22 protein-coding genes and 1 riboswitch are annotated in these 23,963 nt (G+C 46.0%); of the genes, 10 read left to right on the forward strand and 12 right to left on the reverse strand.

The genetic code is table 11. The annotated features are described in order from the left end of the window. Positions 1-244 precede the first annotated feature (244 nt). The 3 genes from JRC49_10790 (at position 245) to JRC49_10800 (ending at position 3,887) form a co-directional block, all read left to right on the forward strand. Positions 245-1,378: a hypothetical protein gene (locus tag JRC49_10790; protein QTE70285.1), complete on the forward strand. Its 1,134-nt coding sequence runs from the start codon at positions 245-247 to the stop codon at positions 1,376-1,378. A gap of 105 nt (positions 1,379-1,483) precedes the next feature. Further along, the gene (locus JRC49_10795) at positions 1,484-3,406 is read left to right on the forward strand and encodes an EAL domain-containing protein (protein ID QTE70286.1); all 1,923 of its coding nucleotides are present in this window, start codon (positions 1,484-1,486) and stop codon (positions 3,404-3,406) included. A gap of 226 nt (positions 3,407-3,632) precedes the next feature. After that, positions 3,633-3,887, forward strand: a complete 255-nt coding sequence (locus tag JRC49_10800; GenBank protein ID QTE70287.1) for a hypothetical protein — start codon at positions 3,633-3,635, stop codon at positions 3,885-3,887. A gap of 151 nt (positions 3,888-4,038) precedes the next feature. Here JRC49_10800 and JRC49_10805 read toward each other — a convergent pair whose 3' ends face one another. From JRC49_10805 to JRC49_10825, 5 genes are all read right to left on the reverse strand, one after another. Next, positions 4,039-4,971, reverse strand: coding sequence for a zf-HC2 domain-containing protein (locus JRC49_10805; protein ID QTE70288.1), 933 nt, complete (start codon positions 4,969-4,971; stop codon positions 4,039-4,041). Positions 4,972-4,973: 2 nt separating this feature from the next. Beyond that, entirely contained in the window at positions 4,974-5,459 is a 486-nt protein-coding gene (locus JRC49_10810; GenBank protein ID QTE70289.1) for a sigma-70 family RNA polymerase sigma factor, read from the reverse strand. 110 nt (positions 5,460-5,569) lie between these two features. Further along, the gene (locus tag JRC49_10815; protein QTE70290.1) at positions 5,570-7,297 is read right to left on the reverse strand and encodes a leucine-rich repeat domain-containing protein; all 1,728 of its coding nucleotides are present in this window, start codon (positions 7,295-7,297) and stop codon (positions 5,570-5,572) included. Between the two features lie 242 nt (positions 7,298-7,539). Further along, positions 7,540-8,016: a hypothetical protein gene (locus JRC49_10820; GenBank protein ID QTE70291.1), complete on the reverse strand. Its 477-nt coding sequence runs from the start codon at positions 8,014-8,016 to the stop codon at positions 7,540-7,542. 138 nt (positions 8,017-8,154) lie between these two features. Further along, on the reverse strand, positions 8,155-10,227 hold the full coding sequence (locus JRC49_10825) for a PepSY domain-containing protein (GenBank protein QTE70292.1): 2,073 nt from the start codon (positions 10,225-10,227) through the stop codon (positions 8,155-8,157). Positions 10,228-10,312: 85 nt separating this feature from the next. On the opposite strand from JRC49_10825, the gene JRC49_10830 reads away from it, so the two are divergent. Beyond that, positions 10,313-10,471 carry a hypothetical protein gene (locus JRC49_10830; protein ID QTE70293.1) on the forward strand — a complete coding sequence of 53 codons (159 nt, stop codon included), beginning with the start codon at positions 10,313-10,315 and terminating at the stop codon, positions 10,469-10,471. 73 nt (positions 10,472-10,544) lie between these two features. Here JRC49_10830 and JRC49_10835 read toward each other — a convergent pair whose 3' ends face one another. The 4 genes from JRC49_10835 to JRC49_10850 form a co-directional block, all read right to left on the reverse strand. Continuing rightward, positions 10,545-10,847 carry a hypothetical protein gene (locus JRC49_10835; GenBank protein QTE70294.1) on the reverse strand — a complete coding sequence of 101 codons (303 nt, stop codon included), beginning with the start codon at positions 10,845-10,847 and terminating at the stop codon, positions 10,545-10,547. Between the two features lie 8 nt (positions 10,848-10,855). Further along, the gene (locus JRC49_10840; GenBank protein QTE70295.1) at positions 10,856-11,650 is read right to left on the reverse strand and encodes a hypothetical protein; all 795 of its coding nucleotides are present in this window, start codon (positions 11,648-11,650) and stop codon (positions 10,856-10,858) included. A 518-nt stretch (positions 11,651-12,168) separates the two neighbouring features. Beyond that, positions 12,169-12,456, reverse strand: coding sequence for a hypothetical protein (locus tag JRC49_10845; protein QTE70296.1), 288 nt, complete (start codon positions 12,454-12,456; stop codon positions 12,169-12,171). A 452-nt stretch (positions 12,457-12,908) separates the two neighbouring features. After that, on the reverse strand, positions 12,909-13,397 hold the full coding sequence (locus JRC49_10850) for a hypothetical protein (GenBank protein QTE70297.1): 489 nt from the start codon (positions 13,395-13,397) through the stop codon (positions 12,909-12,911). A gap of 360 nt (positions 13,398-13,757) precedes the next feature. Here JRC49_10850 and JRC49_10855 point away from each other — a divergent pair, with 360 nt between their 5' ends. The 5 genes from JRC49_10855 (at position 13,758) to JRC49_10875 (ending at position 20,240) form a co-directional block, all read left to right on the forward strand. Further along, positions 13,758-14,654 (forward strand): hypothetical protein, encoded by an 897-nt coding sequence (locus JRC49_10855; protein ID QTE70298.1) that lies wholly within the window; start codon positions 13,758-13,760, stop codon positions 14,652-14,654. Then, positions 14,654-15,838, forward strand: a complete 1,185-nt coding sequence (locus JRC49_10860; protein ID QTE70299.1) for a hypothetical protein — start codon at positions 14,654-14,656, stop codon at positions 15,836-15,838. Before JRC49_10855 ends, JRC49_10860 begins: the two co-directional genes overlap by 1 nt. Further along, positions 15,835-16,206, forward strand: coding sequence for a hypothetical protein (locus JRC49_10865; protein ID QTE70300.1), 372 nt, complete (start codon positions 15,835-15,837; stop codon positions 16,204-16,206). The genes JRC49_10860 and JRC49_10865 overlap by 4 nt, the downstream gene beginning before the upstream one ends. A gap of 222 nt (positions 16,207-16,428) precedes the next feature. Further along, the gene (locus JRC49_10870) at positions 16,429-18,150 is read left to right on the forward strand and encodes a hypothetical protein (GenBank protein QTE70301.1); all 1,722 of its coding nucleotides are present in this window, start codon (positions 16,429-16,431) and stop codon (positions 18,148-18,150) included. A gap of 181 nt (positions 18,151-18,331) precedes the next feature. Next, positions 18,332-18,420: riboswitch (SAM riboswitch) on the forward strand. A gap of 272 nt (positions 18,421-18,692) precedes the next feature. Then, the gene (locus JRC49_10875; GenBank protein ID QTE72865.1) at positions 18,693-20,240 is read left to right on the forward strand and encodes an HD domain-containing protein; all 1,548 of its coding nucleotides are present in this window, start codon (positions 18,693-18,695) and stop codon (positions 20,238-20,240) included. 113 nt (positions 20,241-20,353) lie between these two features. Here the strand turns inward: JRC49_10875 and JRC49_10880 are convergent, their stop codons facing one another. The 3 genes from JRC49_10880 to JRC49_10890 form a co-directional block, all read right to left on the reverse strand. Continuing rightward, a complete protein-coding gene (locus JRC49_10880) occupies positions 20,354-21,151 on the reverse strand; it encodes a hypothetical protein (protein ID QTE70302.1) in 798 nt (265 codons plus the stop codon). After that, complete coding sequence (locus JRC49_10885) at positions 21,151-22,308, reverse strand: DUF262 domain-containing protein (protein QTE70303.1); 1,158 nt, start codon at positions 22,306-22,308, stop codon at positions 21,151-21,153. The genes JRC49_10880 and JRC49_10885 overlap by 1 nt, the downstream gene beginning before the upstream one ends. Before the next feature lie 151 nt (positions 22,309-22,459). Continuing rightward, entirely contained in the window at positions 22,460-22,798 is a 339-nt protein-coding gene (locus tag JRC49_10890; GenBank protein ID QTE70304.1) for a helix-turn-helix transcriptional regulator, read from the reverse strand. 135 nt (positions 22,799-22,933) lie between these two features. On the opposite strand from JRC49_10890, the gene JRC49_10895 reads away from it, so the two are divergent. Then, positions 22,934-23,947, forward strand: a complete 1,014-nt coding sequence (locus tag JRC49_10895) for a DNA sulfur modification protein DndB (protein ID QTE70305.1) — start codon at positions 22,934-22,936, stop codon at positions 23,945-23,947. The last annotated feature ends 16 nt before the right edge of the window (positions 23,948-23,963 follow it).

The following is a 23,963-nucleotide window of genomic DNA, read 5'->3' on the forward strand; positions in this document are numbered from 1 at the left end:
TGTGGACACTGGGGACAGTCCCCAGTGTCCACTTTTTGGCGAATGCCCCACTGGGGCACCTCTCAGTTCGTTCCCCCAGTGTCCGCTTTTTTGTACATTGATCCAACCCTTGACAACCCAACCCTTCGAATGAATAATGAACGAAGGGGACGGTTCTTACCGTTCCCTTTTTCCTTTTTTTGACGCCATGCATCAAAACCGTTGATCCGTTCGTTTATTCTGTGGAACCTTCAAAGGAGTACAGATGATCAACATGAAAAAGATGATTCCATGGCTGCTGGTTTTCCTGGTGCTTTTCTCCGCTTTGTCATCTGCCTTCGCGGATCCGCTGGGCTTCGGCGTCGTGAACAATACGGATGTGGCGCTCCGCAAAGCTCCGGGTGGGCAGAAGATGATCCGCCTGCCGCAGGATACCTGCGTCTGGGTTCGGGACGCGAAGACGGATGACCGGGGCAGTCTCTGGTATGAGGTTAACCTGGGCTATTCTGATGACGGGACCTGCCGGAGCCGCTCCGGCTGGATGAAGGCGGAATTCATCGACGCGGGGGAGACCCTCTGGCATGATATCAGCTCCGTCAAGGCAGGCACCTATGGTATGCTGGCCTTGCGGAAAGACGGTACGGTGGAATGCGTGTGCAACGCGGACAACCGGGAGCTCCGTTCCTGGGCTGCCGGCCTTCGGGATATCCGGCAGGTCAGCCTGGCCTGGCTCGGCTGGGGCTTTTATACTCTCGACGCCAGCGGTACCTTCCGAGACTCAAACGGCACTGTCGGGAAGGATATCCGCCTGATGAATGATTTCGGCTATCCCGTCCTGCTCACAAAGGATAACCGGCTGCTCACCGGCGGATTCGGAAACCTGGCATGGGTTTATGCCCCGGAGGAAGGCGGCAGCCGGCTGTCCGGTATAACCGCCATGACGAATTCTGAGTACAGGCTCCTGTGCCTGTCAGGGGACGGCCGGGTATACGCCGCCCGTTCCGCGGCGGATGAGGACGCTTATCCCGAACCGGCATGGGAAAACTGGACGGATGTAATCAGCATTGGCGCAGGATCCACCGTCCTTGCCCCGGGCGGGGCGTATCAGTATACCTTTGCGGCTGTCCGGCAGGACGGCACCGTGATGGCGGCTCCGGAGGAACTGTCGCTGCTGCTCAGCTCCTGGCGGGATATCCGGAAGGTCAGCCTCGATTCCCACTGGATCCTCGGCCTGAAAAACGACGGCACGGCAGTGATTCTCGCACCGGACGGCACGCAAGCGCCGGATGTTTCAGGATGGTCCGGCCTCACGGATATTGGCAGCGGAGGGGACTATGTTGTCGGCGTGAAGGAAGACGGCACCCTCCTCTTCGCCGGGGAGCACAGCTTTAAGGAATAAACCTCCACAGCCACTTTCTCTTGACAACCCAACCCTTCGAATGAATAATAAACATGGGTTTTTATTTTTTTGTTTGTCAGGGGGCAAGGGAGTTTCATGCAGTACATGAGCGAATTCTGTATCGCCGCGGTGGTGGGCACCGTGGTGCTTTTCGCGCTGTATTTCCTGAAGCGGAATTACGACACGCCGCATAACCGGCTCTTTTTCTGCATGGTCGTGATCAACCTGGTCTGCTCCTCGCTGAATATCGTGTCCATCCACTCCATCGCGCATCCGGAGCAGTTCTCCGCCTTTATGCGCGACGCGGTGAACCTGACCTATCTGTGGTTCTACAACCTGCTGGCCGGCGTTTTCCTGCTCTATGCCGACAACCTGACGAAGATCCCGCAGCTCAAAATCCCGGTGCGGATCTTCTTCTTTTCCATTCATCTGCTGGAAACATTCCTCATCTTCACTTCACCCGTCACAAGGTGGATCGCCTACTTTGACGAGAGCCTGGTCTATCACCGGGGCATCCTTCATCCCGTTCTTTACGCCATCGCCTATTCGGAGATCCTGGCCGGCCTCATTTTCTACTTCGTCTGCCGCAAGCGCTTCAACCATTACCAGAAGATCTCCGTTTTCTGGTATGCCGTGGTCAATTTCGGCGCGCATGCCTTCCAGCTGATTTTCCCCCGCTATGTCATCGGCAATTTCATCGCCACCCTGAGCCTGTTTTTCCTCTTCATCGCCTTTGAAAACCAGGCCTATTACCTTTTCCAGACCACCATGTGCTATAACCGCTACGCCTTTATCACCACCATCCGCCGCCTGCAGAAGCGCCGGACGCCGTACCGGATTATGGCCCTGAACATGGATTATATCCGCACATCCGCCGTGGCCTCCCGGCCCTCCACCATCGACCAGCTGACCATCATCCTCGCGGAGCGGGTGGACAGTGCCTTCCCCGGCAAGGTCTACGTCCTGTCCAATGAGTGCTTCGCCATCGTCGCGGAGGACGATTCCCCGGAGTGGGACCAGTCCGCCCGGGAGAAGGTGCAGGAGTATTTCTCCGTTCCCTTTGTCTTTACGCAGCAGGATAAAACGGAAACCACCCGGATCTCGCCCCTCATCCGCACGATCCACGTCACGGAGCGTTTCCCGGACGGCTACGCCCTCCTGGATTACCTCACCGGCACGGAGAACACCTCTTCCGCCGCCCTCACGGACGAGGCGGTGGATACCGCCCTGGAGTCCATGCGCCATGAGCAGCAGATCCTGCATGTGATCGACAAGGCCCTGGAAAACAGGTCCTTCAAAGTCTTTTACCAGCCCATCCTGGACGTGGCCTCCGGCACCTACTGCAGCGCGGAAGCCCTGATCCGCCTGCGGGACGGCAACGGATCCTTCGTCAACCCGGAGGAGCTGATCCGTGTAGCGGAGAAAAACGGGCGCATCAACGCCGTGGGCTTGTTTGTGTTTGAGGAAGTCTGCCGCATGATCCGGGACCGGGATACGAAGCACCTGGGCATCAGCTGCGTCCAGGTCAACCTGTCGCCCCGCCAGCTGCGGGAGCCGTCCCTCGCGGACGACCTGCTGGATCTGCTGCGCAAGTACGGCCTTTCCACGGACGCCATCAACCTGGAAATCACGGAAACCGCCGAGATCACCCGCCCGGAAAAGGAACAGGTGGTTTCCTTCATGGAGCGCATGCGGGCGGAAGGCGTCGCCTTCAGCCTGGATGATTACGGCTCCGGCTTTGCCACCATCGGTACCCTCCTGACCTATCCGGTGAACACCGTGAAGTTTGACCGGGATATCCTCTGGAAGGCCATGACGGAGCCTTCCGCCATGACCCTCCTCAAAACCTCCCTCAGCGCGGTCCGCGGCATCGGCAAAAAGGCCGTGGTGGAAGGCGTGGAAACCAAGGAAATGGAGCAGATGCTCCGGGAAAACGACTGCGACTGCATGCAGGGCTTCCTCTTCTCCCGCCCCCTGGCGGAGGAGAACTTCATCCGCTTTATCCGGGAACACAATACGAAACAATAATTCATAATTCATGTGACAAAGGGACAGACCAACTGTCACATTCCACGAATGTGACAGTTGGTCTGTCCCTTTGTCACATTCCGCCGTTGGAAGTGGTTTTTCCACCATTGTTCATTGTCATCGCGAAAAGCGATGACGAACCTTTCACTGCGTGTTCACGTTCTTTTCACCATAAAGGATTATGGTTCATCTGTACCCTCAGGTGCAAAAGAAAGGAAGATGAACCGTGACAAAGGGAGAATTCATCAGGAAAATTGAAGATGCCTGGAAAATGGTCATCGCCATCAGCGGAAGAAAGTTTCAGATTGTCCGGGATGAGGAGGACTGGCTCACCATTTCGGAAAATAAACACCAGGATACAGAAAAGCACTACTCCGACACCTATGACCTGGTAAGCCGGTACAAGATCGATGGCAAATCCCTCCGGGACTACATCGATGCCATCACCATCGAGGAATACGTCGCACTGCTCGACGCCTGAAAAAGTGGACACTGGGGACTGTCCCCAGTGTCCACCCTATCGGGAACCTGGTCGGAACATCTGGACTCAAAAAGTCTGGAATGCAGTAACTACAATTGTTAATTGTTAATTGAAAAGCGGCCACTGGAGACTGTTCTCCAGTGGCCGCTTTTCAAATCCCCTTCCTCTGCTTCCAGGCCACCCAGCCCAGCGTCAGCAGGGCGTAGCAGGCGGCGCCGATCAGAATGATGAAGCTCAGGTCATCCTCAAAGAAGAAGCTTCTTGCGTGGAAGCCTTTGGTCAGCACATGGGCGGCCAGATAGGACACGGGCGCGAAGAAGATCTGGCGGAATACCGGCGCAACATCCTGGTTCCGGAACAGGAACCAGAGCAGTGAGGAAAGAGATGCCAAACAGCAGGCGAGGATCGCGTAGCTTCCCAAAGCCAGTCTGGGCATGATGGTTACGCCGCCGCTCATCGGTTCGCCCCACAGCAGTTCCTGCCCGGAGCCGGAATCGTAAACCAGCCGGTCCGGAACCGGATAGAAGGTGAAGGTTGAGTAGTCCCCGGTCAGCTTTTTGCCGGGATTCCTGCCCCAGCCCTGCATGATTGCGGTGACTGTTCCGTTTTCGTCTATTTCCTGCTCTGTATTGATCCCGTTGATCTTGTTGTCAAACTGAATGGCCAGCACCTTTTCTTTCTGCTCGTCCGCATCGAGCGGGACGGGACTGCTGGTCCGCGTTTCAGCGTCTCCTCTTGTGGTGACCCCCGTTACCTTTACCAGCCCCTCTTCCCAGGTTACCTGATGCATGTCGTTAAATCGGTGGAAAGCCGAACCAAGGAGGATAAAGACGCACAGCGCCGCGATTGCCGCGGTGATCCACCGCCGCTTGTTAATCATTTTTTTCAGGCTCAGCAGCGGTTTTGCCGTATCGACGGCCGGTGCGGCCGGCGCGGCGGCTTCCGCTTTGATCTTTTCCAGCTTTTTGCTGCATTCCGGGCATTCTTCCAGGTGCTCGTCCACCAGGGCGTGCGTTTCTTCCTCAATCATGTCTTCCGCGTACAGCGGCAGCAAATCCCGGACCACAGCGCATGGGATTTTCATGCTTATTCCCCCATTTCCTTTCTGATCATCGCACGGGCCCGGTGGTAGACCACGCAGGCCCAGTTGTCTGTTTTACCGAATAGCTCGCCGATATCCCGGAAGCTGAGCTGGCCCAGGGTCCGCAGGGTGAAAACCTCCCTGTACGGCTCCTCCAGGCGGTGCAGCAACCGGTGAACGTGCATGCTCTGATCCTGCCGCATAATGGATTCCTCCGGCCCGGGCGAATCATCGGAAAAGGTCTCTGCGTCGCTGAGCGGCTGCTCTTTCCTTTTCCGCTGTTCTGATATCCAGAGGTTCCTTGCGATGGAGCACAGCCAGGTCTTCAGGCTGCTTTTTCCCTGGAACTGGTCCAGGTTCCGCAGTGCCCTGAAGAAGGTTTCCTGGGTTATTTCCTCGGCGATGGCCTGGTTCCCGGAGAGGGAAAGCACATACCGGTATACCGGATCAAAATAATCCCGGTAGATCCGGTCAAAAGAACCGTTCTGCATCTGCTTTCTCCCTCCTTTCACTTTGTTAGACGCACAATCTCAGAAAATCTTACAAAAAAAAAAGAAATAAATCAAAAACGGACACCGGGGACAGTCCCCAGTGTCCAAAATCATTCGATGACAAACCCCTTCGGATAAACCGGCAGCCTTTTCCCGGTACTCAGGACAAGATCCTCCTCGTTTGCGTCCACGGTGGAAAACTCTTCTTCCTCCACCTCGACCCAGTCTCCCGCCTCATTTTTTTTCCAATGCTCCGCATAGGAGTATACAAGTTTCTCGCCCTCTGCACGGCACTTCCACACGTCTCTGGCGTTCTCCCACAGGCATTCTGTCACATAGGTAGCCTCTTTCAGCGTGAGGGTCCGGGCGTCAAACCAGTAATCCACGGCGTTGTCCACATCCGGATCGCTTGGATCCGGCAGGATGATCCGCAGATAATCCTCCCCGAAGTATGCCAGCATCACCGGCAGGCTGCTCACTTCCAGGAACTGTTCGTTCACCCACTGCAGCTCCCATTCCCCGTTCAGGGCCTCAAAGCCGCACAGCAGGGTTTTTCCGCTGCTCCGGAACACGGCCACCGCATGATCCAGGTTGTATGCCACCAGCGGCTTGACCGCCATCCATTTCAGGCCCGGATTGTAACAGATCTCCGCCTCCGGGTATCCGCTTTCCCGCATCACCCGCGTGCACACTTCCGCGTATCCTTCCGCATCCATGCTTTCCACACCCTGGGGAGAGATCACATGCGGATAATTTTTCACCCACTCTGCCGCCGGTGTTCCCTCATGGGCGTGCATTACAACGGTAAAGTCGGCAATTCCCCAGTCGTTCCAGCCGAAAGCCAGGTCGCTTTTGTCTTCAAGGTCTTCCTCCTCACCTTCGCAGAACCAGGTAAAACGGATGTCATGATCCGGCCAGTATATATCTGATACTTTGTAAAGAAAGCACAATGCCTCCTCGCCGATTTTGGTCACGCTTTCCGGAATGCGCAGCGTTCCCTGAAGCTGTGTATTTCCCGTCAGCATCCAGGGCGTGATTTCTGTCAGCCCCTCAGGTATTTCCAGTTCCGCCAATGCTTCGTTGTCCAGGAATGCGCATTCATCGATATACTTCATCTTTTTCGGAAGGCGTATCCGTCTGATCTCTTTGGTTTCTGAAAAAGCAGCCTCACCGATTACCTGCACGCTGTCCGGCACAAATACGCCGGTCAGTTTTTCGTTTTCGCTAAAAGCGTACATGCAGATCTCTTCCGTACCGTCCGGGATTACGTATCCCCCCTGTTTGCTCCGGGGACACACGACCAGTTTCTTCCTGTCTTTGGAAAACAGCACGCCGTCTATGTCACAAAAGAACGGGTTGTCCGGGTCTACTTCAATTCTTTCCAGGGCGGGACAGCAAACAAATTCCACAAAAACTTCTCCCATGTATGCCTGGCCTGGTTCATCACCCTCCTTGTAATAACGAGGACGGAAGGAGGCGGGGAGCTTCAGGACTTTCAGGTTTTCCGGATCGTCAAAATTAATCCCTTCTGTGCCTTCCGGAACGGTATATTCCTCTTCCGTCCGGCCGCTGGGATACGTCACCAGCCATTTCCTGTCTTTGGAGAAAAGCACGCCGTCAATGGAGCAATAATACTCATTGCCTTCCTCAACAAAAATATCGGTAACGCTTTTGTCGCTGAGCAGGTCCTCGTATTTTTGAAACCCCAGCCAGATGTCATCCTTCGAGAGGGTCACGGAGTGTTTGGTCTCCTCAGCGCATCCAGCCTGAACCAGGAAAAGAATACATACCGCCAGAACAGCCAGAACCAGCCTGCGGATTGCTTTCATGCTTTTCATATACAGTTCCTCCCGCTTATTGTGATGTGGGGAAACGCCTCTTTGCCCATAAAACGAAATAAGTATTCTTTCTCTTCCTTGCGGCTGCAGCCGCAACTCTTCACTTATCACTCTACACTTTTCACTTATAACCTTCAACCAATCGGAACACCAAAAAAACAGAGCCTGCCACCCGGCAGGCTCTGTTTTCATTTGAAGGGAAAAGTTGTCAACAGATACGTCCCTCTGTCAACGTCCCTCTGTCAACCGTTTTCTTCCTCTATCCGTACAAGGTATACTGCGCCTTCCCGGGTCTCATCATCCGGCTCAAAGAACACCAGCATACCGTTATCAGTCAGGTAAAGGACAACAGTGCTGTCATCCTCTTCGTTGATCACTTTCAGCGATCCGTTTTCCGCATTGAATTCAACCTTCACGGGCTCAAGTTCCCCTGTGGAAGGGGCATATATAATCAATGCGTCTTCGGAGATGGTCACATTCGCCTTATCATCCACTTGTTCGGTTGCCAGCATTTCCTCCCGGGTCATTGTTCTGCCATCCTTCGCTGCAATCAGATAAAACACCCATTCGCCGATAAAGTCCTCGATTCCCTTCGCCGGGATAATCTCCGGAAGGGTAAACGCCAGGTCCTCCGCAGCGCTGACCTCACCCGCCAGCCCCGTGGCCAGGACGGAAAGCACCATCATCAGGGAAAGGATAAACGCAATCGTTCTTTTCATTTCAAAACCTCCTTACCGGGTATGTATAAACGAAGGCACCGGCGATAATCGTCAGCGCCTTCAGTTATATAACGATCCGCGGAGGTGTTTTCTTGCGAAAGAAAGTTGACAGCAAAACCGTAACGGTGTCAGGCTCTGTCAGTCTTTCTCCTCAAACCGGATCACGTTTCCCTCTGGATCAAACTCCACCTCATAGCTCTTTACACCTTCCCTGTGGCTGATGCAGCGTACGGTCAGCCCGTCCACTTCCATCCTCCACGCGGTGCCCTCATTCATATAGCAATAATCCATCCAGGTGACATCCACGTCGCCCAGATCGTACCCCCGCCAATCGACATCCGCCGGGAATACCCTGTCAATGATCGCTGCCTGGGCCAGATAGGCCGGGCCATTTTCTTTGATTTCAATCTTCCGCCAGGTTTCCGGCAGGGAGTAGACCATATACCGAGATGAAAAGTCAGCCCTGTCTGGCATGGAAAGAACGGCTTCACCGGTTTCCGCGTCAATCCCGACGATGGACAGGGTATATTCTGTCAGGAGCTGGACGATCCATACGGGATGAGGCTGCGCGTCCACCAGCACGCAGCTGTTCACTTCAGTCATATTTTTGCCGGTGGTTTCCCGTCCCAGTTTCCGTGCCTGCTCCTGCTTGATGCTCACGGAGGATTCTTCCGGATAGTGGGTAGCCTTCAGGACTTTCCCTTCGATTGTTGTCGGCTCCAGCTCCTTCATATCCTTTTCCAGCTGTACCCATACGGACTGGTCCCATTTGCCCATGGGTCCGTAAAGATCATAGAACCGGCTGAACAGGTTGTCTCCGTCCACGGGCGAATCCATGGTCACTTTATCCACCTTTCCGTCCTGTTTAAACCGCACTTCGATATTGCTGTGCTGCAGGTTCCGGGCGGTGAATTTGATAAACCCATAGCCGCTCAGGCCGGAAAACCAGCTGTAGTTCTCTTCATCCAGCGGGTCTCCCGCCTCGGGATATTTTTTCCGCACGGCTTCCACAGCCAGCGGGAGCAGGTCCTCCTCCTTCGGCAGCATCTCCTGGATTTCCGTGTATACCTTTTCCGGGGCATAGCAGAAGGAAGGATTGTAAGAGCGCTCCATCCGCAGGCTGCGGACTTCACCGGTTACGCTGTCAATGCTGACCACATAGTCTCCGCTTTCCTCATCTTCATCAACAGAAGAGAAAAAAGGAAACTCGATCAGAAAGGATACCTGCCAGGTGCGCTCGCCTTCATATTCTGTCAGCACGGCGCTGTTATAGGACGCCCTCTCGTTTGCCAGGGCTTCCTTTGCGATCCGGATGGCCTCCTCCCGGGAGATCTCATCCGCTTTGGGTTCGGGATAACCGGTCATCCGGAATGCCAGATTATCGGTATAGTCGTAGTCTGACGGATTCAGCTCCACCTTCTGCAGCATATCACTGTATGCCTGCCAGGCAGACTGGGGCCAGTTCTTATTCACCCCGTAAACGATGTCGAAAATATTCCGCAGCTGATTAAGGGTGAAGGGTTCCTCCGGGTCGAGGAAGGCGTAATACAGTTCGGTACTGTTCTCAGGATCCCTGTCGACGAACGAGGCACCGTATCGCGCGTGCTCAAGATCCTTCGGCTCCAGGAAGACAGACCATTCATCCTCATGGTGGGAATCAGAACCAAATGGGGCGTCTTTGATGAACATCGCTGTTATCTGCCAGATGTCCGGATCCTCCAGGGGCAGATCTTCCCCGTACTCCTCCCGGATCTTCTTCAGCGCCCAGGCAATCGCTTCCTCCCGGGTCATATTGTCTTTCCCCGGTACATGGGAGCCGAAGGTTTCAGCATGCCCCAGCCTGACTTCCAGGTCGTCATACCAGCCCTGCTGTTCATCCGTCCAGGTGCCGAACGGCCCGAAGAACTGCTGGCAGTACCTTTCAGCCACAAGGCCTTCAGGGACTCCGTAGCCGCTTGTCACAAACTGCATGACAACATCATTCTCCGGAAGAACAAACCCGTTTTCCTCAAACACCCGCACAATTTCCGCCAGATCCTCATAACTGAAGTACCGGCTGTACCCCGCACCCCCTCGATCATTTTCCAGTGCCAGGGGAATAACCACCTGATCCACAATCTCCTGCACCGTCATACTCCCCGAAGCCGACACAGGAACAGCCCCCAGCATAACCACCAGGGCCATAAGCATGCATATAAACCGTTTACTCATCCAATTTCCTCCTTCACTCCCAACCCGGGACAGGACAAAAGATGGGATTCATTCCGGTTATATAACGAACCGAGGAGGGAAATCCTTGCGGAGGGGGGAGAGAGAGGACATCGCAAAGATTGACGACAAGGGTCAGCTGACGATCAGCAAGGAAGCGCCCTCCGGAACGAAAATCACTGTTACCTGCACTGCCCTGGGTGCGCCCAGTCCGGTAGTCAGTACAATCGTTGTTGAGATTCCTTAAAAGTATAAGGTTGTTTGTTAAAATAAAAGGGACGTTGCCGGATTGTTTTCGGCAACGTCCTTTTAACTGTCTGTCAGCTTGGCGGGATATCTCCGCCGGCCTTCTGCTGGACGTATTTGATAACTCTTCTCAGGTTTTCCGCGAAAGTTTTGATTTCTGCTTCCTGGGTGTCTTTGTCCAGGAGGGCTAAGGCGTTGCCAAGAAGATAGACGGAAGTTTCTTCAGCGACGAAGAGGAAGTCTTCCAGCTGGTTTTCATTGGATTTGCTGTCCACACCGCAGTAATGGGCGGAGAGGTAATTAGACAGGGTGTCTGTTGATTGGTCATAGATTTTTTGAGAAAGCTCGATAAGCTCGTTGTAGTGTTTCGCGTCCATAATGCCTCCTATTTATTCATAGAATATACATTTCCGAATACGGGTTCAGCTATTTCCAGAAGGAAGTCCAGTTTCTTCTGCAGGTGAGGACGTTGTGCCCACCAGTCAGGATCATGCTGGAATATAGCTTCAATGACCGTCGCACGATCTTCCATCTCATCAATGGTGCCGTATGCTCGGGCGAACCAATCATCCTGCGGCTCGGCTTGTTCCCATATGTCCATTTCGAAATAGTCTTCTGAATACTGGAAGCCTTCCGGGTTGAGTTCTGTCCAGTGTTCAAAGGCGTTGGGGTAATCCTGCAATATGCGGTATTCCATAGCATGCCATAACTCATGGTGGATATTCAGATCCTTGAACATTCCCACGGCGAGGAAGAGATTATAGTATCCATCTTCTATTGTGATGGTACCGGCCATGGATTCATCTTCATGTAGGATTTGATTCGGAAGAAGGATCCGTAATCCTTTGGGGGCTTCTTCACATTTGAACTTATCAAAGAACCCTGGCGGATAGATGGAAAGCGTGTTATCTATCATCTGGATTTCTGTTGTATAGCTAGACCCACCTAACATTGTCCGGAAAGGGGAACGCCCGGCAGGTTTGTCACCGATTGTGAAGGTTTCGCCGGAAAAGTCATTGCATTCGGAGCCGAGTAGGACGGTAATGTTGTAATGCGTTTCCATAAAGTCAGCGATAGCTCGGGCGGTATCAAAGTCACTTTTTTTTCCTTGTTCTGCATTGGAGATAATAGGAAGGGAAATCATCAGAAGAGCAAGAAAGAGTGAAAGAATCTTTTTCATTCGATGGTGCTCCTGTCTGAAAAGTGATGTGCCTGTGTTATGTATAGTATGACATAGGATTAACAAGTTCGTCAAAGGGAGCATGGGCTGAAATATGTATTTATATTCAAGCAGCTTGTTTTTTTCAAAATCGTATAGTTCCGTATAGTAACGTATAGTTGCGTATAGCACTTTCCTGTGCAATAATTATACTGCGCAAAGCGACTCGACAGATATCAATCTGCCGGGTTTTTTATAGGAGACAGAGGACGGTTCTCTGTCTCTTTTGCGAGTGGAGACAGTTCTCCATTTCCGTTACAGAAATGAGCACGGGCTCCGTTGATGCCGGAGACTTTTTTCGGAAACGGTTTTAGGCTATATTTGTGTTGTGCTGGATAACGAGAGTTGGTATAAGTCTTAAAACAAAAATCAGAAAAAGAAAGACCACCGGCTGTTGATAACAGTCGGTGGTCGGCTCTTAGCATGATCAATTAACCGGATTGTTCAATACTATTAATTGCCTGGTTCTAATCGTGTTATTAGTAATGTGCGTACCAATAAGAACCCGGCTGTACTTCAACAGAAGTATGTGTCTTTCCATGAGAGCATTTTATAGTAACTGTCCGGCATTTTGCCCACAGTATTCCTGTTATAAGACCAAAGATGTCTTTGTCTACTCTCATCTGTCCATCATACCAATGACTATAAGTTATTTTCACTATTTTGTAACCATGGTCACAAACAGGGCAGACTTCAGCTGCAAAGGCTGTTGTAATTGTGGAAACCAAAATAATAGCTACCAGAAGTAATGCGATACTCTTTTTCATTTTTTGAACTCCTTTTCATATAATATATTTCATTGCGGAATGACTTCGAATCTTCTTTTCATCTCCTTTCCTGCTTAGTGAAGTATTCCGCGCTGGATTGGATCATAGATGCTCCATTGAAAACCTAAAATATCAAAATAAGTGGGTATCATAACCTCCTTGTGGTTTGGAAGAAGTTGATATGAAAAGTATAATGTGTGCGATATAGATTGAGTATGAAACCTGCAATATTGGTAGAATTGAATGCAAAAAAAGCAACCATGTGGTTGCTTTTTGAATAGTTCTGTCTGAACTCTTATTATGTGGATCTCTTAATCATCATCGTTTGCTTTTTCTGCTTCTTTGATTTCTTCATTCTTTTTTATAACGAACGGGGACTGAATTTTTATCGAACCAACAGACACTGGGGACAGTCCCCAGTGTCCGTTTTTTGTCATGAATGATAAATCCACTTATTCCTTCCGCATAAAGTACGCGGTCTGCCCCTGCTTAATCCCTTTCCGGGTTTCGGTATAATACAGCATGCCGTCATCCGTCAGATAAAGGGTGACAGTCCCGTCCTGCTCCTTGATGTCCGTTTTCAGCGATCCGTTTTCCGCAATGAATTCATACTTCAGGGGCCCGATGTCATCTATGCCGTGGGCATGGAATAAGAGATCCTCTTCGGTGATGACGATGGATACTTCATCCGCCTCCATGGCTTTCAGGATATCCTCCCGGGCACATACCGTACCATCCTCCATGATGAGACTGTATAACACCCATTCACCGAAAAAGTCCTCAATCCCCTTCGCCGGAACAATATTCGCCGCGGCGGATACCCCTCCGGCCACTGTATCAACCTCACCGGATACTACACCAACTTCACCGGCCATGCCCGCAGGCAGGGCAGAGAGTATTAGGAAAAGGGCAAGAACAAACGCAGTAGCTTTTTTAATCACGTAAAAAACCTCCTTAACCGGGTATTGGATCAGGCACGTCCGGGCAGCAACGTCCCGGATGTGCTTTCGGTAATACAACGATTTGCAGAGGTGGTTTCTTGCGGAGGGGAGGGGCATAAAAGAGGATGAATATTGAATTGGTGTGGTTTTTAGGTTGTTTTTGTGTTGTGATACGATTATCTCAAATGATATAATTCTATATAAAGTTGGTAAGGTTTCTTATTATGCAAAAGCTGTGTGTATACAAATGAGTGAAAATCAAAAACATTATAGGTCTTTTTCTGAAAGATGTTATTGTTGATAAAGTGCTGATTAATGGTAGTACATTTAGTAGATTCTGAATACTGAGGAGGAAAAGGCATGCTTTGGGGAAAAAGAAAAGATGTTATTAATGGAACAATGATTGAAGAAAGCAAGCCAGATTATAAACTTTTTGAGGACGCCGTTATTTCCAGGAGAAATGACGATGCTGTTGTTATTGGATCTAATTTGCTGAATCAGGATCCGAAGAACGAGGAGTTTTTCAATCGCTTTTTCAATTGGCTTTGTGATTCAGCGATGAAAGCAGACGATATCCTGACAAAAGAAGGTTATTATGGGCTTGCGAGTGATGTTTGTTCCTCTTTTGCTTTATTAATGCATTTAAATCAGGATAGTATAGAACTTGTAACAAAATGCAGAGAAAAACTGAAAGAGGTTGAGCAAAATAGACTTGAAGCCCAAGCTGCTGCGGAGAATACAAGCATAGATAAGATAATCAGCCATAATAAGATGCTTCTCAATAATATCAAAGATTGCTCTGAGAAAGTGAATAGCTGTAATTGCTTTGAAGATTTAGAGAAGCTTAGTCAGGAAGTTGTAAAGTATGATCAAAAAATACAACGCGATTATATGCCTGAAATACAAACAGAATATGATGAGATGATGAAAGAAATCTCTGAAAGGATTTCTGAACGATCTCAAACTTTGCGGATGAGAGACAATATCAAGATTAATCAGAAGGCTGTCGAAACATATAGAAACATACTTGTGGCATTCCATAAAAGGGAAGCTGATTATACAAAAAAAGAAGCGGATATTAGCGGCTTTTATAGCGAATTGGATCTAGCAGCTCAATACATAGATAGTGATTTGTTCCCGGAAACCTTAGCATATTATTCTTATGTGTACAATTATATTCTATCTGCTGTTCACGAAAACCAAAAATATGATCTGACTTTGCATATGATTCAGATGAAAGGAGTGAAGAGTAAGTAGTGCTTACTATCAGTGCTCATTTCAAGAAGAATAGATCACAGGGACTAAATGCCTCTTATAAATTGCCTGGCTTAAATACTCTAGGTATGTCTTCAGGCTTGAGTTATTATTTTTCGACACAAACAACAGTGACTGTTCGAGGTAATAATACTTACTTGAATCAAAGACTTGATTTTCTCCATGCTAAAACAACGGAAATGCAGGCTGGCCTTGATTTGACAAAAGTTAGTTCAAAAGCCAGAAATGTTGGCGTAAGGCTCGCTTGGCTGTACGAAGCTGAAGATGTTAAGATGGGTGGACATGGTTCTATAGAGGGCGGATGGACTGAAGAAGAAATTAAAGAATTACCAGATAGAGTTGAAAATAAAAAACTGGGTGGTGTTGTTGGGGCGGAAGGTCATCATCAAAAAAATGTAGCAGCTCATCCAAATCATCAGGCTAATCCGAATAACATAAAGTTTTTCCGGACGCGAGATTTGCATAAGAACATTGGCCATCATGGCGATTGGAAAAATGAGACAGATGATCCGTTTATAGATAAGGATCAGATGTTAAAAAACACAACCCAAAAGAATAACATTAAAGCTGAACTGGCAAATATAAAGATGGTTGTTTATATGGCCGCAGGAACCGGTTTTGCTTTGGGTGCGGCGGTAACATTAGCGCTGGAAGGCGTATCATTCAAAACTATTCGAAAAGCTGTCATCAGAGGTGGAAAGCAGGCTGTTAATTCAATGGCATTTTCTCTCGTTGGATATGGAATTGGACGAGTTGCAGGAGAAAGGCTTACTGATGCAATTGTTAAACACTTAATTATTCATAGATTTAATCTTTCTATTGCTAAAATTGCATTGCTCAATCAGACGATTTCAGGAGCAGTAGTATCAACTATACTCCTTACGGTTGCATATGTGAGGTTAAGGGTATCTGGGCTGTCTTCTCGGATGGCAATTCGGAAATTGGCACCAGTAATGGCATTATCTTTTGCGGGCCTGATTATTTCAAGTGTCGTCGGTTATTTCTTTAAAAAACCTGGTCTGATTATATTTGGGATGCTTTGGACTTTTGGTCAAGTGTGGTATATAAAAAATAAAGATAATCGTCGTAAAGAAATTATCAGAAAAGTTGAGTTTTTCCGTCTTGAGCACAGCATGCCAATTTATGTGGAGGGAACTGTTGTATGAATTGGGAACTTCTATATGAATTTGCACAGAATATTGGGAAACCCCAATGGGGGAAAAATGAAGAGATTGACAAGTGGATCCCAGAGTGCTTTGTATCATTGTATCAAGAATATGATCCTCTGGAAGTGGAATTGCCTTTCGAGGGGAATTCTTTGAATATGATTCCGTATAAAGAATTAGATTCATATTTGGGAGAATATGGACTTGATAAGAAATCATTGATTTTTGCCACATGTAATGGTGACCCATATTTTATGAATGATTCGAAAATATATACTTTTGTACATGGCGTAGAAAATCCGTCGTGGGAATTGCTAAATGAAAGTGTGAAAGAATTCTTTATGACAATTATCAATGATGGTACATAATTGGTTCGTTCAAAAGACAAATACATAGGGAAAACACTCATGTTTTCATAAGAACACCTGTAACTCTGTGAACAAAATGAGTGAAAAGAATAAAGTTGGGCTTGCCTCGCGGGATGAAGCGGTAGCAAATGGCTATAAACAGTGTGGGATATGTAACGAAGAAATCCAAAGATTTGCTTCTTGGCCAAGTATGGGCATTTGACGGATGAAGGAGAGCGGATCATGAAGCATGGATCGGATGAATACTTTTGTCCTAATTGCAACGCGATATTAAATGATCAATATGGCTTTGATCCTGATAGTGACGATACTTGGGTTTGTAAACAATGTGGCCAAACATTATATGGCGATAATGTTTACGAAGGCGATTCGTTTCCTGGGGTAATGTGGTATTGTGATTCTTGCGGAGCTTTATTGAATAAGCAAGATGGATTTAGTGATTATTGCGGTACGTGGACGTGTACTAAATGCTATCATGTTAATCCAATTACAGAAAGTGAGATATATAATTCAGAAGAAGACTATAAGAGGCATAAAGAGGAAGAAGCCTGGAATAGTTCTTATTCAAGTTTATCTGAACAGGATAAAGAAGAGGATATATATCAAGGAGATCTCTATCCTGGCAGGATGTGGTATTGCAAGAATTGCGGCGCTTTGTTAAATAAACAATCAGGTTTCTCTGATTATAATTCCTATTGGTATTGCTCTGAATGTATGCATGAAAATACAATATCTGATGACGATGACGATGACGATGACGATGACGATGACGATGACGATGACGATGACGAAAAAGAATCTTCAAGTTATAGCTCAAGCTATTCTGGAAATTCTAGTTTTTCGGGTGGTTATAGTACTTCGAATCACACAACGAATTTTTCATATAGCCCTACACTGAGGGACATAATTGAAGATAAAATTCTTGATTTTATTGTTGAACACATAATTGGGGTGATTATTGGGATAGTTTCCTTGATTGTGATGGTGTTTGTGATTGTTGGGATTAAAAACTTCCTGAATTCTGAACTAGCACATCCTGGTGAAATTAAGACAACTTTGTCTGAATCACAATTTCGGAATAAACAATATTACGATGCAGTTGATGCTTTGTGCCGTGAGGGGTTTAAAAACATTCGATTGATTGCTGCGGATCCAACTGGCTTGTTTCCGTCAGAAGGATGGTTGGATAAGATAACAATTAATGGAGATGAAATGAAATCTGGGATCTGGTACAAGGCAGATGCGCGTATTGATATAAACTATAAACGGTTTAGTAGACAAAATAGGAATGGATTTAATGAAAAGACTAATATAAGTATACGATATGGCGATGCTGTTATCTCTATCCCTTCTTATTGGGTTGAAGATAAAAAAACAGAAGAATATATGTTGTTTCATGATGCGCAGCATAAGGATGTTACACTAATGGTTTTCAGTTCGGGATACACTAACGAGTGGGAAGAATATGAAACACATTATCCAGTTACAGTTTCTGTGTCCTCTGAATTACAAGATGAAGACCATTTTTCAGTTTTTCTTGGAAAGAAAAAAGATGTGATTTATCGAATTGTTCAGCGCTCTTTTGACATTGAGGGACATGAATATATATTATCTTTAGCAGAGCCGGACACTGAAAGAATAGCATATGAAAATGATTTGATGATGATAGGTAAGAGCATTTTTTTCCCGGGGGAACAAGATATTATGCTAGAGAACAGGATGACTGACCTGCTAGGCCAGGACTATGAGGATATTAAGAAGAGTTTTTTGTATAAAGGTTTTACAAATGTCAAAACACAAGGAATGAAAGATGTTGTTATAGGCCTTTTTCTGAAAGACGGTATTGTTGATAAAGTGTTGATTAATGGTAGCACAGAGTATAAACCAGGTGATTGGGTAAAGAAAGATGCAGAAATAGTTATATATCATCACAGTAATAAATGAGATGGATATTTATAAATTGTTCAATGTTGAAAAGATAGGGAATCTGAGAATAAAAATGTCCAAGGGAGAATGAAGATGGTCATATGTCTCCTTTTCACGAATCAATCGATGCCTTTTCTTCGACCCGCCTAGCAGGAACTCCTACCTCCACCATAGAATAATATCTACGTAAACTGAATAATGCCTATGAAGAGTGCGCGAGGGACAAGCCCTGTGACCGCACGACAACCTGCCGGAAACGGTAAGGTGCCAAAGCTTGACCGATAGGGTGAATGGAAAAGAATAGAAGCCATCCTGTCGGGAACGATAGGATGGCTTTTCCGTGCTCTTCATGGCAGAAAGGAGAGTACGGAAATGGATGAAAACAACAGAATGGTTCCAAATCTCTCGGTGTTTCATGCGCTGCGTTGGATGTCGCCCGGCAAGCGACCAAATCATTCCCGCTTTGTTATATGATATGACCGTGGCCTGGGGCTGCGGAAAGGAAAGAAGGAGGGATCGTTCAGATGGCAACACTACTTGATCGCGCAATTGAGTTCGCAATGGTGAAGCACGCCGGACAGGTGAGAAAGGGAACTTCAATTCCCTATTTCACTCATGTCATGGAAGCCATGGAGATCGTTTCCCGTATGACGGAAGACGAGGAACTCCGTGCGGCGGCTGTTCTGCACGATACCCTGGAAGATACAAAGACAACGAAAGAAGAACTGGTCGAAGCTTTCGGTCAGCGTGTAGCTGACCTTGTGGCGGTGGAAAGTGAAGACAAACGGAAAGAACGGCCGGAAGGTGAAACCTGGCTGATTCGGAAAACAGAAACCATAGAACATCTCCGGGAGGCGGATACGGAAATCAGGATGCTTGCTCTGGGTGACAAGCTTTCCAATATCCGAGCAATGACCCGGGACTATAAGGTTATCGGTGAGAAACTGTGGCAGAAGTTCAATGAAAAAAATCCGGTAATGCAGGGCATGTATTATGGCGAACTGGCCAATGCCTTTGGTGAGGATGAAACTCTGCGCGAGACACCGGAATACAGGGAATATATTGAGCTGTGTGCCGGATTGTTCAGCAAAATATACGATGGTGATGGAAACCTGCTGGAAGAAAATGAGGCGGAAGAAGGCGAAACGGCGGAGGATTCAGAAGGTGAACTGCCGATCCGCTTCTTTTTCTCGGAGGCTGTGGATGAATTGCGTTCCGTATTGCCGGAAGGAACGCATTTTGATGCTCTGATTTTTGACCGGACAGAGGATGAAGACATCCAGGAAATCCAGAAGATGGCTGCAACCCTGGATGCTTTCCTGCGCACGGAAGATATAGGCTTTACGGATGTCCATATGCAGTTTATTAATGATCCGGATTCTGATGATGTTTCCTGGAGACGGACAGAAGACGGCTATACACTTCATCTCTGTGCGGAAAGCGGGAAAAACTGGTGCCAGGTGGCTTATCAGCTGGGATATCTCATGATGCACTGTCTGATAGATCACCTGAACAAGGATACAGAAGGGATCTCCTGGGCTGAAGAACTGATCTGTGAAACAGCGGCACTGGAAGTGTTCTCCTATTTCTCAGCATATTGGAATGATATGCCTTTCGGAAAGGAAGATCCGGAATATGCAAAGCACCTCAAGGAATATGTGAGCGACTGTCTGTCAGACCAGGGCACATCAGCGCTTCTTCGCTGCAGGGATAAGGAAGAACTGAAGGCAATCAACGAACGGAATCTTTTTGACGACCGCCTGGATGAAAGCCATGACCTGTATCGTGCAATGAATCCGGGAGACCTGCAGCTCCTGGCACAAGTCCGGGAATTTGAAACGGATGATTTGCTCCTGGATACCGATTACTGGCGCAGATTATCCAGTGGTTCCCAGGCAGTGGATTATATCTGCCGGCTCCAGGACAGGATCCCTGGTTGTGAGATTTCCGCAGAGGCAACCGGTGAAAACAGGGAAAAAATGAACGAAGAATCACCCATCAACCCGGAAGAAAATGATGAAGGCATTGAGTATGACGATCTGAATGAATTTGACATCATAGAACAGATCCTGCATCCGGATGGATGGGAAGATGAAAAAAACAAATAGCGTCTACTCAATGAATCAGCATTATCTTGTAGACACTAAATATTTTTTCAGTATAGTATTTTTGTGTTTCTCTCAATAGTATATACAAATATATATTATTTTTTGCATATAACTTACTTGCTCCAGCATGTCATAACTGTATCGCAAAACAACTTCGCGTCTAAATAGAAGCCTTTATTATCCCATAAGTAATATTGTTGTATTGTTTCATTATAGACATCGTACCATTCACTATCTGGTGTTGTAACTTTTCGTGCTTGGCAACCCTCTTGATTAGATTTAATTTCATAATTGTAGGCATCATCACTTTTTGTACAAGATATGATTAAGGTACCTGGCTTAGCAAAACCAGATACATTATCTTTTATATTGGTTATTGGCGTGTCATTTAATATTATGTTAAAATTTTTATAACCATTTTCTGATAGAATCGTTTTGATCCTATTTATAAAACTATCAATTTCATAAGCTAAAAAGACAGTAGAAAAAGCTTTAAAGCAATCTTTTATTTTTTTTATATCTGTACCTATGATGTTGCCAATCTTGCTATAATGAGCACTGGAGTTTCGCTTAGGCTGAATGATGGAATCAATAAGGTGTTGAAAGGAACCAGAGTCTGTTTCAGAAGCTAAATAATCTATTGCTGAATCCGTAAAATTCCATGCAGCTCTTAGATTGTCCGATCTATATGAACTAGGTGTTTGAACCCATCTTTTTTGAACTGCATCATCTATTGATGTACACCGTAGCAGATAACGTAAAGTACGCCAGGCAATCCATGAATCGAGCAAGATCCATCCATATGCAGCTAAAGATGTTTGCAATGTTGCCCCTTCTAGATTATTAGACTTTTCAATTATTTCTTGTATTCTGGGTTCAATGTCCTTAATGTATTTATCTATAACATGCATTAGAACTCACCTGAAAAATATCTTATTCCTTCACTTATACGCTCATAAGCGGATTGAGTAGAAGAGGCTCGTCTAGGACTAAACAAATAGTTGAATTGATCTTCTCCTATTGTGGCTTTCCAATTTCTGATATAAGCTGAAAGTCGATCTGTATTTATCTCTTTTGGATCGTGTAGTATTTTATATGTCAAGCCTACCCAAATAGATTCCAAAAACGCTTGAGTTGGCCTTGTATTAGGAGATAAATCTTCTATACTCAATGATAAAACTATATCTAAAGCAGCATTGAATACTGTATCAAATTCTGCTTCTGAGTGATATTCAATTCCTGGCTTTTTTCGCCTGGGATTATCAAATTCTTTTTGTTGTGAAAAAAAATTATCTAACATGGTACGGGTTGAATTCCCGGTGAATTTTTGTGGATATGTAAAATAATATGCAAAAAATTTCAGAATTAGTTCTTGTATTCTTGAAAAATTATGATTATCTCTTTGAGCTTTTGTTCTAAGAAAATTCCATTTATCAAATCGAGTATCATTTGCAATTTTATGTAGATAATTAGCAAATGAACCATAGGATATTGCCATACGTATTTCTTGCGCACTTAGTTTTTCTCCACCTGTATTTAGACGTTGGAAAGCTAGATACATAGATGACTGATCCTGATCGGGAGCAACAGGACGCATAACAGTAATATTCAACAGCACATCTTTAAGACGTTCTTGGTCTTCATAATCCAATTCATCAAAAGTTTTATTAATCCAATTGTGATGAATGTTTCCGGTTAATTTAAAAGCGCGTCCATTAAACTTTTTCTCTTCTATATAATAGTATAGAGAGCGTAATCTTTGGTGTCCGTCAACAATATAATAGTGGGCGCTTTCTTTATCATCGTAAAGAAAAATAGAAGGGATAGGGAAGCCTCTTAGAATAGAATCAACAAATTCAGATGCTTTTTTTATAGTCCAAACATAAGCTCGCTGAAAATCGGGAACTACTAACTTATTATTCCACCACTTCATTAAAGTGGATAGGTTATATGTATTATAAAAAACAGCGATATCATCACCCATTAAGGTGTTGTCTTCAATTTCCTCATCTAAGGCTTGTTCGAATTCGATTTCTTCATCAGATATAGTAAGTATCTTATCTTCCATGTGTTTATGTCCTGCCTTTACATTAATTAAATTGATAATAACATATTTTCATAAAAAAAATAAAGCCCATAATAATATAATTATTATGTTAAAACAATACATTATTATTTTATATTTCCATGGTAAAACATATAAAGTATTGTGCGATAATTTATTTTAGAAATTTTTCTAAAATTTGCCAATCAGATTCAGAAGCTTCAGATAATTTGTATATCGTATTGATGGCAAAAGAGGATTGACAGGTCATTATTTCTATAATTTGGTTCCTTTTATGATCAGATTCACACTTTGGATACATATCATTATTCTCACCAGTAAGCCAACCTGGATTTAGTCCATATGTTTTTTCTATCGACTTAATCTGTGCAAGACGTGGAGTCCGACAACCAGAAGTCCAGCTATTTACGGCATGATGTGACACATTTAAATCAACAGCAATTTGTTTGTTGGTCTTATCAAGCGCCTTTTTAAGCTCTTTAATGCGAAACAAAATGAGGTGCCTCCTATGATTTGACTTTGTAGGAGTAGTATAACATTTGAATGAGACAATGTATAGTTTCACAAATTTGACATAGTAATATAAAATGGATATAATAATTATACAAAGTATGATACGGAGGAATAAATGATTTATAGAATTAATGCTATTAAGGGCGTACAAGCGGGGCTCCCATATTATACTTGTATGATTTCTATCTGGCAGCTTATTGCGTTTCTGGATATGACAAATGCCAAGTTACCGGCAGAAAAAAGAGCTCAGCGGCAACTGAATAAGTCTCGCATTCCAGATATTAAAAAGTATATTCTTGATAATTCAGATAGCTATGTTTTTTCGGCAGTAACATTATGTGTGGATGGAAATCTTGTATTTGATGAGTTTGATTCATGCGCTACACCGAAATGTGGTGTGCTCTGCATTTCTGACGAAAGCAAAGTGGCAATTATAGATGGACAACATAGAATATCGGCATTGAGAGATGCGATGGCAGAAAACAAAAAACTACGCTATGAGCATCTCCCAGTTGTTTTGTTTAGAGATTTCGGACTTGAGAGAAGTCAACAAATGTTTTCTGATTTGAATCGGCATGTAATCAGACCGACAAAATCACTGAATGTTATGTATGACAAGCGAGATCCCATGGCTCGGATTGTGTGTAAACTGTTTCGAGAATTACCGGTTTTTAGAAAAACGGTTGAGCCGGAAAAAGCTTCTGTGCCGGTTAGAAGTGATAACTTGTTTACTGTGAGTGCCATTTATAATGCTACATCAGAATTATTGCATGGTATGCCCTTGTCAAGCAACAATGATGCTTTTGATGTGGCCAAAGCATTCTGGAATAAACTTTATGAAATCATACCGGAATGGTCCTGTGTACAGAATGGTACAGAAGAAGCTGGCGAGGTCCGCAAAAAGACGGTTTGTACACAAGCAGTAACGTTGATTGCATTGGGTCGGACGGGGTGCTTCTGCTATTCGAAACGGCATGATTTTGAGGATCTGTCCGCCTTGACAAATGTGAATTGGATGAGGGATAATCCACAATGGCAGGGTATGCTGGTTAACGATAATAAGGTCAGCGGAACACGTGCAAGTACGCAAGCCTTAACAAAACACTTGATTTCCCTGATCAGTAGATAAGGAAGGAGGTGCCTGT

It is taken from the genome of Clostridiales bacterium FE2011, from assembly GCA_017569305.1.
Classification (GTDB): domain Bacteria; phylum Bacillota; class Clostridia; order Christensenellales; family Aristaeellaceae; genus Aristaeella.